The 11,725-nt window shown below is 41.4% G+C and carries 14 protein-coding genes and 2 tRNA genes; 14 read left to right on the forward strand and 2 right to left on the reverse strand.

Annotated elements, in window-relative coordinates; genetic code table 11:
* Nucleotides 1-4: 4 nt before the first annotated feature.
* Nucleotides 5-574 carry a DUF5358 domain-containing protein gene (locus EDC51_RS05730; RefSeq protein ID WP_125134493.1) on the forward strand — a complete coding sequence of 190 codons (570 nt, stop codon included), beginning with the start codon at nucleotides 5-7 and terminating at the stop codon, nucleotides 572-574.
* 81 nt (nucleotides 575-655) lie between these two features.
* Here EDC51_RS05730 and mscL read toward each other — a convergent pair whose 3' ends face one another.
* Entirely contained in the window at nucleotides 656-1,054 is a 399-nt protein-coding gene (mscL, locus tag EDC51_RS05735; protein WP_015433519.1) for a large-conductance mechanosensitive channel protein MscL, read from the reverse strand.
* Nucleotides 1,055-1,161: 107 nt separating this feature from the next.
* Nucleotides 1,162-1,680 (reverse strand): menaquinone-dependent protoporphyrinogen IX dehydrogenase, encoded by a 519-nt coding sequence (gene hemG, locus EDC51_RS05740; RefSeq protein ID WP_131928421.1) that lies wholly within the window; start codon nucleotides 1,678-1,680, stop codon nucleotides 1,162-1,164.
* A 97-nt stretch (nucleotides 1,681-1,777) separates the two neighbouring features.
* Between hemG and ubiE the strand changes: the two genes are divergently transcribed.
* From ubiE to EDC51_RS05805, 13 genes are all read left to right on the forward strand, one after another.
* Nucleotides 1,778-2,530: a bifunctional demethylmenaquinone methyltransferase/2-methoxy-6-polyprenyl-1,4-benzoquinol methylase UbiE gene (gene ubiE, locus EDC51_RS05745; protein WP_015433517.1), complete on the forward strand. Its 753-nt coding sequence runs from the start codon at nucleotides 1,778-1,780 to the stop codon at nucleotides 2,528-2,530.
* Nucleotides 2,530-3,156: a ubiquinone biosynthesis accessory factor UbiJ gene (locus EDC51_RS05750; RefSeq protein ID WP_015433516.1), complete on the forward strand. Its 627-nt coding sequence runs from the start codon at nucleotides 2,530-2,532 to the stop codon at nucleotides 3,154-3,156. Before ubiE ends, EDC51_RS05750 begins: the two co-directional genes overlap by 1 nt.
* A complete protein-coding gene (gene ubiB / locus EDC51_RS05755; RefSeq protein WP_131928422.1) occupies nucleotides 3,156-4,772 on the forward strand; it encodes a ubiquinone biosynthesis regulatory protein kinase UbiB in 1,617 nt (538 codons plus the stop codon). The genes EDC51_RS05750 and ubiB overlap by 1 nt, the downstream gene beginning before the upstream one ends.
* Nucleotides 4,773-4,854: 82 nt before the next feature.
* Nucleotides 4,855-5,079 carry a Sec-independent protein translocase subunit TatA gene (tatA, locus tag EDC51_RS05760; protein ID WP_015433511.1) on the forward strand — a complete coding sequence of 75 codons (225 nt, stop codon included), beginning with the start codon at nucleotides 4,855-4,857 and terminating at the stop codon, nucleotides 5,077-5,079.
* Nucleotides 5,080-5,082: 3 nt separating this feature from the next.
* Entirely contained in the window at nucleotides 5,083-5,655 is a 573-nt protein-coding gene (gene tatB, locus EDC51_RS05765) for a Sec-independent protein translocase protein TatB (protein ID WP_125134479.1), read from the forward strand.
* Complete coding sequence (gene tatC, locus EDC51_RS05770; RefSeq protein ID WP_025289991.1) at nucleotides 5,645-6,388, forward strand: twin-arginine translocase subunit TatC; 744 nt, start codon at nucleotides 5,645-5,647, stop codon at nucleotides 6,386-6,388. Before tatB ends, tatC begins: the two co-directional genes overlap by 11 nt.
* A gap of 44 nt (nucleotides 6,389-6,432) precedes the next feature.
* Nucleotides 6,433-7,401 carry a lipopolysaccharide heptosyltransferase RfaC gene (gene rfaC / locus EDC51_RS05775; RefSeq protein WP_131928423.1) on the forward strand — a complete coding sequence of 323 codons (969 nt, stop codon included), beginning with the start codon at nucleotides 6,433-6,435 and terminating at the stop codon, nucleotides 7,399-7,401.
* 82 nt (nucleotides 7,402-7,483) lie between these two features.
* Nucleotides 7,484-7,559 (forward strand) — tRNA-Gly (locus tag EDC51_RS05780).
* A gap of 4 nt (nucleotides 7,560-7,563) precedes the next feature.
* Nucleotides 7,564-7,650, forward strand: a tRNA-Leu gene (locus EDC51_RS05785).
* 148 nt (nucleotides 7,651-7,798) lie between these two features.
* Nucleotides 7,799-8,080, forward strand: coding sequence for a DNA-directed RNA polymerase subunit omega (rpoZ, locus tag EDC51_RS05790; protein ID WP_015433507.1), 282 nt, complete (start codon nucleotides 7,799-7,801; stop codon nucleotides 8,078-8,080).
* 85 nt (nucleotides 8,081-8,165) lie between these two features.
* On the forward strand, nucleotides 8,166-10,052 hold the full coding sequence (locus tag EDC51_RS05795; protein ID WP_015433506.1) for a RelA/SpoT family protein: 1,887 nt from the start codon (nucleotides 8,166-8,168) through the stop codon (nucleotides 10,050-10,052).
* A 101-nt stretch (nucleotides 10,053-10,153) separates the two neighbouring features.
* On the forward strand, nucleotides 10,154-11,095 hold the full coding sequence (gene msrP / locus EDC51_RS05800) for a protein-methionine-sulfoxide reductase catalytic subunit MsrP (RefSeq protein ID WP_131928424.1): 942 nt from the start codon (nucleotides 10,154-10,156) through the stop codon (nucleotides 11,093-11,095).
* On the forward strand, nucleotides 11,095-11,670 hold the full coding sequence (locus tag EDC51_RS05805) for a protein-methionine-sulfoxide reductase heme-binding subunit MsrQ (protein ID WP_064318603.1): 576 nt from the start codon (nucleotides 11,095-11,097) through the stop codon (nucleotides 11,668-11,670). Before msrP ends, EDC51_RS05805 begins: the two co-directional genes overlap by 1 nt.
* Nucleotides 11,671-11,725: the final 55 nt, after the last annotated feature.

An 11,725-nucleotide genomic window follows, 5' to 3' on the forward strand; every position in this document is an offset into this window, starting at 1 on the left:
AATGATGTTAAAGAAAGTATTGTTAATAAGTTTGACTATCGTTGAGGTCGGATGCAGTATTTTGCAATCTCCAACCCAACATGGTGTTGCTTTTCCTGGTGAATTTGCAAATGCAGATTATGTATTATCTGATGATGATGCCCGCCGTTGGGTTGTATTAAGTGAACAAACTGCTCAATGTGTTTACCCCAATTTAACTCGTATCCAACAGGCTCATTTTTCCAAGGAAGATGCTTATATTTATTCGCAATATGTGTTTTTCTACCCGCTAGAAAGTGTGATTGGTGAGCAGTATGTAAAATTTATTCAAAATGATGAAAAATCAATGGGTTATGCACAATATCAATTTAAGCGATTTAAACAGAACCCTGAATCAATTCCTAAGCTTACGGATAAACAATGTGCTACATTAAGGCTCAATGCAAAAGATGATTTGGCAGTTGTAAAAGGGCAATATAAGAGTGGAATGGTGGATGATATCCCAAACGACAGCAAAAATGGCGAGGGGGTTGCGACCAATGATAACAAATTTTTCTTTGATATTATCAAATGGGGCGCCGCTTTGCTGTTATAGTTTGCAAGCAGTCGGTTTTCGCTAAGATTTTGCAAAAGAAAAGGCATAAGAGTTTAAACTTATGCCTTCTTTTATTCAGCATTATTTTTTCAATAAATCACGAATTTCAGTTAATAATTTCTCTTCAGCGCTTGGCTCAGCTGGTTTTTCTGGTTCTGGCTCTGGTGCTTTTTTCAAGCTGTTAATTGCTTTTACCATACCAAATACTGCAATGGCGATGATTAAGAAATCAAAAATATTTTGAATAAATGCACCGTATTTTAAGGTAACAGCTTCTGCTTCGCCTTGTGCTTCTTGTAACACAATGGCTAAATCTTTGAAATCTACGCCACCGATTAACATACCGATTGGTGGCATAACAACATCGCTAACTAAAGACGAAACGATTTTACCGAATGCACCACCAATGATCACACCGACAGCCATATCAACAACATTGCCTTTTACCGCAAACTCGCGGAACTCTTTTAAAATACTCATGGAAATATCCTTAAAATGAAACAAAAAATAGGGCTGAAATGCCAGCCCTACCGAGAAAAAGAGTCCTGATTATAATTTAATCGTGACATTTGTATAGCAAATTTAACTTAATTTACGAAACGCTTAACAAAGAGATCTACTTTTTGCCAATCTGTATATTCATATTCTCGCGAAATATCGGTATCACCCTTGGTAATTCGCATAATAAAGCGAATCATCGTACGATCAAACCAATTATAGCGAGGATAAAGTAACGCACCGGCAAACACCTCCACCAAACTAGGTTGCCAAGCAATACGAGCCAGCAGTTTTCGAGTATAAACATTCGTTTGTGGGGTGTTGCGATTTGCTTTACGTGCGGTGAGATTTACGCTGAAAAATGCTGATTTTTTCGTATTGAGCAAAGCATAATGCTGAGCAATAAATTTTTCCAATAAAGGGTCAAAATGTCCATAGCGGATAGAAGCACCAATAATAATCTGGTCGAAATTAGCAAAATTTGTTGCAGAAACGACCGCTTGATCACGCAGAGAAATTAGCTGGCAGTCAGGAATTTGCGATGCCATACGTTCAGCAATTTTTTTCGTTTGCCCATCACGGGTTAAATAGAGAATAGCGGTTTTCATTATACTTCCAAAAACGATTTCAAATAGTTGCAAAATTTTAAGGCAAATTGACCGCTTTTTGCTATGATACGCACAATTTTTTTGACGGAATCTAACCATGAGCGAACAAAAAGAAACCACCCATTTTGGCTTTAAAACCGTTGCCAAAGCAGAAAAGCAGCAACTGGTTGCCAATGTTTTCCATTCTGTGGCAGGTAAATATGATTTAATGAACGACCTGCTCTCTTTTGGTATCCACCGTATTTGGAAACGCTTTACGATTGACTGCTCGGGTGTACGCCGCGGGCAAAAAGTGCTTGATCTAGCAGGTGGCACAGGCGATTTTACTGCAAAATTCTCTCGCATTGTGGGCGAAACAGGCGAAGTGGTATTGGCGGATATTAATAGCTCTATGTTGCAAGTTGGGCGTGAAAAATTGCGTAATCTTGGCGTGGTAGGAAATGTGAGTTATGTGCAAGCGAATGCAGAATGTTTACCGTTTGCCGATAACACATTCGACTGCATTGTAATTAGTTTTGGGCTGCGTAATGTGACTGATAAAGATAAAGCACTACGTTCAATGTTCCGTGTATTAAAACCCGGTGGCCGTCTGCTGGTGTTGGAATTTTCTAAGCCAATTATTGACCCGATTAGCCAAGTCTATAACTTCTATTCATTTAACATTTTGCCCAAAGTGGGCGAAGTGGTGGTCAATGATGGCGACAGCTATCGCTATCTTGCCGAATCTATCCGAATGCACCCTAAACAGGACGAACTCAAAGCAATGATGGAAAATGCTGGCTTTGAAAGTGTGAGCTATTACAATTTGAGTGCAGGGATTGTGGCTTTACATCGTGGATATAAATTCTAATGTTACATCAACTCAAGCAACAGCTTATGCTGCCACAATTTGCCATTGCTGGGCTAGAAACCGCATTAAATGGCTTAATAAAACGCTCTCCGCATATTTTGCCGATCTTACGCAAATTAGCAGGGAAAAACCTGCAAATTTGCCTGAAACAGCCAGATTTAACGCTCTTTGCATTTTTTAGTGAGCAACGTATAGATTGGCTTGGCTGTTATGAAGGTGAGATAGACTGCCAAGTGAATCTTGCTGCCAATGCGCTACCAAAACTTGCGGATAAAAGCCGTTTAACGGAACTCATTAACAATCAAACTTTAGTGCTACACGGCGATTTGCAGGTATTGCAACATTTTACCGTACTGCTTGATGGTTTAGAAAAAAATCCTGCTGAGTTGCTTTCGCCTTTGCTCGGTGATGTGGTGGCTCAAGCCAGCACAGATTTTGCCAAAGGGTTATTGGCTAAATTGAAAACTCAAATTCAAACGAACAGCGCAAATATCGTGGATAACTTGATGGTGGAGCGCCCAGTTTTAGTCCATCGTTTGCAAGTTGTTGATTTTTGCGATCAAGTACGAGAATTAGCAAAACAAGCGGTCGAATTAGAGCAAAAAATGGCAAATTTATCAAAATAATGAACATCAAAAATCTCAAACGCTTTTACCAAATCACTCAAACCTTTCTACGTTATGGAATCGATGAAATTATCCCAGACATTCCTAAAACGCGTATGGTTCGGGCTGTTCGTCGATCGTTATTTTGGGTGAAAAACCAATATCCCAATGAGCAATTTGGCGCACGTTTACGTCTTGCTTTACAAGAACTCGGGCCGGTTTGGATTAAACTTGGGCAGATGCTTTCTACCCGCCGAGATCTCTTCGAACCAGAACTTGCTGATCAACTTGCACTGCTACAAGATAAAGTTGAACCATTTGATGGCAAAATAGCTCGCCAATTGATTGAGCAAGCTCTAGGAGGCAGCCTTGAACAGTGGTTTACGGATTTTGATGAGCAAGCGCTTGCCTCCGCTTCTATTGCACAAGTGCATACCGCTAAGCTCAAAAAAAATGGACAAGAAGTGGTGTTGAAAGTCATTCGCCCCGATATTGAGCCCATGATTAAAGCCGACTTAGCGTTAATGTATCAGCTTGCGGATTTTGTGCCGAAGCTTGCACCAGAAGGCAAACGCCTACGAGCGAGAGAAGTCGTGCGTGAATATGAAAAAACGGTGTTAGATGAACTTGATCTGCGAAAAGAGATGCAAAATGCGATTCGTTTGCGTGCTAATTTTGAGCAGGATGAGAAACTTTATGTGCCGTTAATGTATCCTGAATTTGCTCACAAGAATGTGATTGTGCAGGAACGGATTTACGGCATTCCAGTTTCCAATGTTGCCGAGCTAGAAGCTAATGGCACGAATATGCAGCTGCTTGCCGAACGTGGTGTACAGGTATTTTTTACCCAAGTCTTTCGAGATAGTTTTTTCCATGCGGATATGCACCCGGGAAATATCTTTGTCAACCCTAATCACCCTGAAAATCCGCAATATATTGGGATTGATTGTGGCATCATTGGGCAGCTGAATAACAATGATAAACGCTATCTTGCTGAGAGTTTCTTAGCTTTTTTCAATCGAGATTATCGTCGAGTAGCCTTGATGCACGTTGAGTCGGGCTGGACGCCAGCGGATACCGATATTGACGCTTTTGAGCAAGCCTTCCGTGAAGTATGTGAGCCGATCTTTGCTAAGCCGTTGGCGGAAATTTCGTTCGGACATTTCTTGCTCAATTTGTTTAATGTAGCTCGTCAATTTAATATGGAAGTGCAACCGCAACTCGTGCTATTGCAGAAAACCCTGCTCTATATCGAAGGCTTAGGCAGACAGCTCTATCCGCAGCTAGATTTGTGGGCAACCGCAAAACCATTCTTACAAGAGTGGCTTGATGAACAAGTTGGCGTAAAAGCAATGTTCCGCCAAGTGAAACAACGTTTACCCCAATTCCGTGAGCATTTTGCCGAATTTCCTGAAGCAGTATTTCAAGCACTACAGCAACAAAAGCAGATTAATTTGCGTTTGTCTGAAATAAACCAAAGCTTACAAGCGGGTAAAACACAGGGAAATTTTGCAAAATTTGTGGTGCTAGGCATAGCAATAGCAGGAACGTTTTTGAAATTTGATATATTGCCACTATGGTGCAGTATTCCAATGTTTATGATTGAATTTGGATTATTGCTCCGTTTTGTGAAATAGATCAAAAAAATTCTGTGCAAATTCAAGAAGAAAGTGCGTATAATCGTACGCAGTTTTTATTTTTAACTTAAGAGGACATTACATGGGTGGTATCAGTATTTGGCAGCTTCTGATCGTGGTTGCAATCATTGTTTTATTATTTGGTACTAAGAAATTGCGTACTTTAGGGGCGGATTTGGGTGAGTCGGTGAAAGGCTTTAAAAAAGCGATGAATGATGATAAGCCAAAAGATGCTGAATTTGAAAAAGTGGAACAAAAAGCCGCAGAAAAAGTAGAACAAACCGCAAAAGATAAAGAGCAGGCATAATCCGTGTTTGATATTGGTTTCTCTGAATTAGTGCTAATTTTTTTGGTGGGCTTAGTGGTGCTAGGTCCCCAACGTATGCCAGTGGCAATCCGCACCGTAATGGGGTGGGTACGTACCATTCGTGGTTTGGCACATAATGTCCAAACTGAACTTGCTCAAGAGCTTAAACTGCAAGAGTTGCAAGAGAGCATTAAAAAAGCAGAGGCATTGAATATTAGCAATCTTTCTCCAGAGTTGAGCAAAACGGTGGAAGAGCTAAAACAGTCGGCACAAAAAATGCAGGAAACGCTCAATTCTGCCAAAGGTGAAATTCAAGGCTTAAGTGATCAGCAAGTGGCGGATATTCAAAATCGCATTGAGCAGGAGCATCAAGCACTATCAAGTGAACAAGTTGCTGAATTGCACCAAGCTGAGGGTAAAACACCTGAAGAATTAGTCGAGCTGGCAGAATTGCACGAGGGTGAAGAGCATCCCGATATGGATACCGAAAGTTTGCATGCGTATTATCCACCAGATGAGCCATTAGATACGGCTGAAAATCCGACACTAGAGCAGGAAAAATCGAATGTCAGTTGAAGAATCCCAACCGCTTATTTCCCATTTAGTCGAATTGCGTAACCGCTTACTTAAAGCGGTTATTTGCGTTTTGATTGTTTTTGTTTTACTCGTTTATTGGGCGAATGACATCTATTCATTACTCGCAAGCCCTTTAACTGAGCGTTTGCCTGAAGGGGCAACGATGATTGCAACCAATGTTGCAACCCCATTTTTTACCCCAATCAAATTAACCTTGATTGCTTCGGTATTTTTATCCGTTCCTTATATTTTGTACCAAATCTGGGCGTTTGTTGCGCCTGCGCTTTATAAGCAAGAGAAGCGCTTAGTCTATCCACTGCTCATTTCAAGTACTTTATTGTTCTATATTGGTGTTGCCTTTGCTTACTATGTGGTATTTCCGCTCGTTTTTGGTTTTTTAACGAGTACCGCCCCTGATGGTGTGATGATGGCAACGGATATCAGCAGTTATTTAGATTTTGTGCTGACTATTTTCTTAGCCTTTGGCATCTGTTTTGAAGTACCTGTTGCGATTATTTTACTTTGTTGGTCAGGGGTAACCACTCCAGCTGATCTAACTGCGAAACGCCCATACATTATTGTGGCTGCCTTTGTGATCGGTATGTTCCTAACCCCACCAGATATTTTTTCGCAAACGTTGCTTGCGATTCCAATGGTCTTGCTATTTGAGGTGGGAGTACTTGTTGCACGTTTTTATGTGCCGAAAGATGAGAATACCACTGAAATGGAATAATCTCGACCCGCACAAGCGGGTCTTTTTTTAGAAAAAAATGCAAAATGAAAGTTTGTGTAATTAAAACCTCATCAATGGGCGATGTAATTCATACATTGCCCGCATTAACCGATGCACAACGAGCAATACCTAATTTGCAAGTGGATTGGGTGGTTGAGAAAGCATTTAGTGAAATTCCAAATTGGCATAGTGCGGTAAATCGTGTTATTCCACTTGAAATTCGCCGTTGGCGGAAAAATCTTTGCCAAGCAAAAACGTGGCAGGAGTGGCAAGCCTATAAAGCTACTTTGCAGGCAGTGCAGTATGATGCCATTATTGACGCACAAGGGCTGCTCAAAAGTGCACTATTGGCTACTCGTCTTGCTCAAGGCAAAAAATATGGCTATGACTGCCGTTCAGCTCGAGAAGGCTTAAGCAGTCTATTTTACGATCAGACTTTTAATATTCCTTATCAGCAACATGCAGTAGAGCGAATTCGCCAGCTTTTTGCCCGTGCACTAGGTTATCAATTAACGCAAGAAATGGGCGATTATGGTATCGCATGTCATTTTGTAAAAAATAGAGAAAAAAAGACCGCTTGTTTGCCTTATATTATTGCTGTTCATGCCACAACTCGTGATGATAAGCATTGGGAGGAAGATTATTGGACGGAATTATTTGCTTTATGCGATCAGCAGCATCTTGAAGTGCGTCTGCCTTGGGGGAACGAGCAAGAAAAAGCTAGAGCAGAGCGATTAGCCGCACAGGGTGAGCATATCCGAGTGTTACCGAAAATGAGTTTAACCGAATTAGCAGCAGAATTGGCAAATGCTAAGGCCGTGGTGTCGGTGGACACAGGTTTGAGCCATTTAGCGGCTGCTTTAGATACCCCAAATATTATTTTATACGGCGCAACAAACCCGAAATTAATAGGGGCTTATGGTAAAAATCAGCATTACTTGCAGGCAAACCGTATGCAAAATATTCAAGTTTCGCAAGTTTGGCAGGTCTTAGAGCAGATTTTAACCGCTTGAAATAAAAATAAAAAAATCTGTTTGACAAGCAAAATGTCATCTATATAATACGCACCTGTTTTCGCTGCTAAGCGATAACGATGCGGGAATAGCTCAGTTGGTAGAGCACGACCTTGCCAAGGTCGGGGTCGCGAGTTCGAGCCTCGTTTCCCGCTCCATTTTGCCCGAGTGGCGGAATCGGTAGACGCAAGGGATTTAAAATCCCTCGCCTTTCGGGGCGTGCCAGTTCAAGTCTGGCCTCGGGCACCATTTTAATTCCGCAAGATCTTAAAGATAGCACCACGAGGTGCTTTTTTTATACCTGAAATTTGGCTTCCCCATTGCCAGCTTTTGGCAAATTCTGTATAATTCGCAACCTTTTTTAAGTTTGAATTTTTGCAATATTCGGAGAATATAAATGGCTCGTGTAACCGTACAAGATGCAGTAGAGAAAATCGGCAACCGTTTTGATTTAATTTTAACTGCGGCACGTCGTGCAAGACAATTACAACTTCATACCCGTGAGCCATTAGTGGCAGAAGAAGATGATAAACCAACAGTGATTGCGTTACGTGAAATTGAAGAAGGTTTAATCAATAACCAAATTATGGATCAGCAAGAGAACTTTGAAGCAATGCAACAAGAAGTTGCTGAGAAAGAAGCCATTTCTTTCTTGGCAGATGTGCAAGCAAACTCTTAATACAATAGATTATTGAGAATGGGCAAGGAATAGTGATATTCTTTGCCCATTTCTATTTGGTAACTTGAAATGCGTGGGGTGCGATATGGAATTGTTTGAGCCTTTAGAACGAGTTATTCGTCACTATTTACCGGAAGATAAGATTGAGATCATCAAACGCGCTTTTTTGATGGCAAAAGATGGGCATACTGGGCAATTTCGTTCCAGCGGTGAGCCCTACATTACGCATCCTGTTGCCGTTGCTTGCATTATTGCAGAGATGGAACTTGATCATGAAGCGGTAATGGCTGCATTGCTGCATGATGTGATTGAAGATACGCCTTATACTGAAGAGCAAATCGCTGCTGAATTTGGTACTAATGTGGCCGAGATTGTACAGGGGGTATCTAAATTAGATAAATTAAAATTCCGTACTCGCCAAGAAGCACAGGTTGAAAACTTTCGTAAAATGATTTTGGCAATGACCAAAGATATTCGTGTAGTGCTAATTAAGCTTGCGGACCGCACACATAATATGCGTACACTGGGTTCGCTTCGCCCAGATAAACGCCGTCGTATTGCGAAAGAGACGCTTGAAATCTACACGCCACTCGCTCACCGTTTAGGGATTGAACATATTAAAAATGAATTGGAAGATCTCTGTTTTGAGGCAATGTTTCCACACCGCTATCGTGTCATGAAAATGGCGATAGAGATGGCGCGTAGCAATAAACAAGAGTTAATTGAGCGTATTTCTAATGAGATCCAAGCTAAGCTTAATAGTGCAGGCATTGCTTGCCGCATTTATGGTAGAGAACGCCCACTATACTATCTCTATCAAAAAATGCAGGCAAAAGAACAGCATTTTTATTCTATTCTGGATATTTATTCTTTCCGAGTGGTAGTGGATAACGTTGATACTTGCTATCGAGTGCTAGGGCAGATGCACGCACTCTATAAGCCACGCCCCTTCCAAGTAAAAGACTATATTGCCGTGCCGAAAACGAATGGCTACCAGTCATTGCATACAGCGATGATTGGGCATAAAGGTGTACCGATTGATGTGCTAATTCGCACCGAAGAGATGGATCAAGCGGCACGTTTTGGTGTGGCTGCGCACTGGGGGTATAAAGATCACGAAACGAGTGTGCAAGTACGCGCACAACAATGGCTAAAAAGCATTGTTGAAATGCAGCAGAGTGCAGAAAACTCAGCAGAATTTATCGAAAATGTAAAATCAGATTTGTTCTCCAGCGATATTTATGTTTTCACGCCAAAAGGCAGAATTGTGCAGTTACCAGCCAATGCAACAGCAGTGGATTTTGCTTATGCGGTGCATACCGATATTGGTGATCGCTGTATTGGCGCCGTTGTTGATCATCAACCATATCCACTTTCTCAGCCGCTACAATCTGGGCAAACCATAGAAATTCAAACGGCAGATAGTGTGCGTCTTAATGCATTATGGTTAAATTCTGTGGTGACTGCTAAGGCTCGCTCTAGCATTCGTAGTATCCTTAAACGCCAACAATATGGCGAAGCGGTTTCGCTTGGGCGTCGCCAGTTGCTGCTTGCGCTCAATTTGCAATATTTTGAAGATATTGACCCGCTTGCACTGGAAACAGCACTTGTTGAACTGAAAATTGACACTGTTGATGAGTTACTTGCACAAATTGGCTTAGGGCATCTGTTGAGCTCGGCAGTGGCAGAGCGATTACGGGGCAAAATGCAGACAAACACAGTGGTAAATCAAGCCGAATTTGAAAGTGTGATTTTAGTGGATTTGCACGATCAACAAGGCATTTTAGCTGAAATTATTACGACCATTTCCACCTTAAATAGCAATATCAACGATATTCAAAGCCAGCCGATTGAAGGTGGCTACCAGCTACGCTTGCGTATTACGGCGACTAGCCAAAGTCATTTAGAAATGTTATTGGCAAAAATAAATAGCCTTTCAGCGGTAATACAAGCGGTGCAAATTGCAGAATAATTTACAAAAAAGTGCCTTAGCGGCACTTTTTTTGTGAGAAAAAGAAAACGGTGTCGTCTAATTAGAATATGTCTCTGTTTTAGTTTAAAGGGGAACAGTTTATGAGCTTTACTCGCTTTGATGTCACACCTGAACATCTATTCCGTCAACGCCGCCAAATTATTAAAGCGCTGGGTATTGGTTCTGCGGCAGCATTATTGCCAAATATTTCGTTAGCAAGCACACAAAAAACTCTGGATTTTCATAAAGCAAATGAAACCCAGTTGATGCTCACGCCTGAAAATAAGGTCACTGGTTATAATAATTTTTATGAATTTGGTACAGAGAAAAGTGCACCCGCAAAATTTGCACAAGATCTAAAACTTGAGCCATGGCACGTAGAAATTGGTGGTGAGATCGAAAATCCGTTTACACTCAATTACGCGGAACTATTTAGCACTTTTCCGTTAAGTGAGAAGATTTACCGTTTTCGTTGTGTTGAGGCGTGGTCGATGGTCATTCCTTGGGTTGGTTTTGAACTTGCGCGTTTAGTTGAAAGAGCCAAACCAACTACAAAAGCAAAATATGTGGTATTCCATACGCTTTATGATCCAAAACAAATGCCAGGACAAAAAAATCGCTTATTTGGTGGTGGTATTGAGTATCCATATGTGGAAGCATTGCGTCTGGATGAAGCGTTAAACTCTCTTTCATTGCTTGCTGTCGGCTTATATGGCAAGAGCCTCCCCCCACAAAATGGTGCGCCGATTCGCTTGGTTGTGCCATGGAAATATGGTTTTAAAAGCATTAAATCGATTGTCAAAATTACCTTTTCAGAAACGCGCCCAACCACTACATGGGAAAGCCTTGCCCCACATGAGTATGGGTTTTACGCCAATGTGAATCCAGAAGTTGATCATCCTCGTTGGTCACAAGCCTCTGAGCGGGTTATTGGTAGTGGAGGCTTGTTATCAGTAAAACGCCAGCCAACCTTAATGTTTAATGGCTATGAAAAAGAGGTTGCTCATCTTTATAAAGATTTGGATTTGAGAGTAAATTTCTAATGTTAGGATTATTTCGAACACTTATTCACCTTGGTTGTAGCTTGCCGTTAATGTGGCTGACTTGGGCGCTGGTTTCTGGCGATGAAAGCGCTTTTGGTGCTGATCCTAGTAAAGAACTGATTCATTTCTTAGGCTACAACGCTATTGTTATTTTCTGCGCAATGTTTTTACTTGGCATTTTTTTGCAATGGCGTCAGCTTAACCAGTATCAGATTTTGCGCCGCGCATTAGGGCTTTGGGTATTTAGCTACGCGGTGCTCCATGTAAGTGCATTTTTATGGTTGGAACTCGCACTGGATGTACGTCTATTCGGACAAGAGCTAATCAAACGCCCTTATCTGATTTTAGGCTCGGTGGCATTTTTGATTTTAGCCATGATGGCGATAACCTCGTTACCCAGCTTAAAACAGAAATTAGGCAAACGCTGGTTTAGTTTACATCAATGGAGCTATATCGCACTGGCGGCAGCGGCAATACACTATTATTGGTCAGTGAAAAGCCTCACTATTGCTCCTATTGTAGTAGGCTGTGTTACCCTATTTATTTTGGCAGTACGCCTTATCAAAAACAAATAGAAAACTATTCTCTTACTAGGGATGTTGATGTTTCAAATGGCGTGTTGTTATCGCT

It is taken from the genome of Bibersteinia trehalosi, assembly GCF_004346205.1.
In the GTDB taxonomy this organism is placed as follows: Bacteria; Pseudomonadota; Gammaproteobacteria; order Enterobacterales; family Pasteurellaceae; genus Bibersteinia; species Bibersteinia trehalosi.

Coding starts and splice junctions, on each gene's coding strand:
- tatA (WP_015433511.1), top strand. CDS start 4,855: ATGGGTGGTATCAGTATTTGGCAGCTTCTGATCGTGGTTGCAATCATT.
- EDC51_RS05730 (WP_125134493.1), top strand. CDS start 5: ATGTTAAAGAAAGTATTGTTAATAAGTTTGACTATCGTTGAGGTCGGA.
- rfaC (WP_131928423.1), top strand. CDS start 6,433: ATGAAAGTTTGTGTAATTAAAACCTCATCAATGGGCGATGTAATTCAT.
- EDC51_RS05805 (WP_064318603.1), top strand. CDS start 11,095: ATGTTAGGATTATTTCGAACACTTATTCACCTTGGTTGTAGCTTGCCG.
- EDC51_RS05750 (WP_015433516.1), top strand. CDS start 2,530: ATGTTACATCAACTCAAGCAACAGCTTATGCTGCCACAATTTGCCATT.
- ubiB (WP_131928422.1), top strand. CDS start 3,156: ATGAACATCAAAAATCTCAAACGCTTTTACCAAATCACTCAAACCTTT.
- ubiE (WP_015433517.1), top strand. CDS start 1,778: ATGAGCGAACAAAAAGAAACCACCCATTTTGGCTTTAAAACCGTTGCC.
- EDC51_RS05795 (WP_015433506.1), top strand. CDS start 8,166: ATGGAATTGTTTGAGCCTTTAGAACGAGTTATTCGTCACTATTTACCG.
- hemG (WP_131928421.1), bottom strand. CDS start 1,680: ATGAAAACCGCTATTCTCTATTTAACCCGTGATGGGCAAACGAAAAAA.
- msrP (WP_131928424.1), top strand. CDS start 10,154: ATGAGCTTTACTCGCTTTGATGTCACACCTGAACATCTATTCCGTCAA.
- rpoZ (WP_015433507.1), top strand. CDS start 7,799: ATGGCTCGTGTAACCGTACAAGATGCAGTAGAGAAAATCGGCAACCGT.
- tatC (WP_025289991.1), top strand. CDS start 5,645: ATGTCAGTTGAAGAATCCCAACCGCTTATTTCCCATTTAGTCGAATTG.
- mscL (WP_015433519.1), bottom strand. CDS start 1,054: ATGAGTATTTTAAAAGAGTTCCGCGAGTTTGCGGTAAAAGGCAATGTT.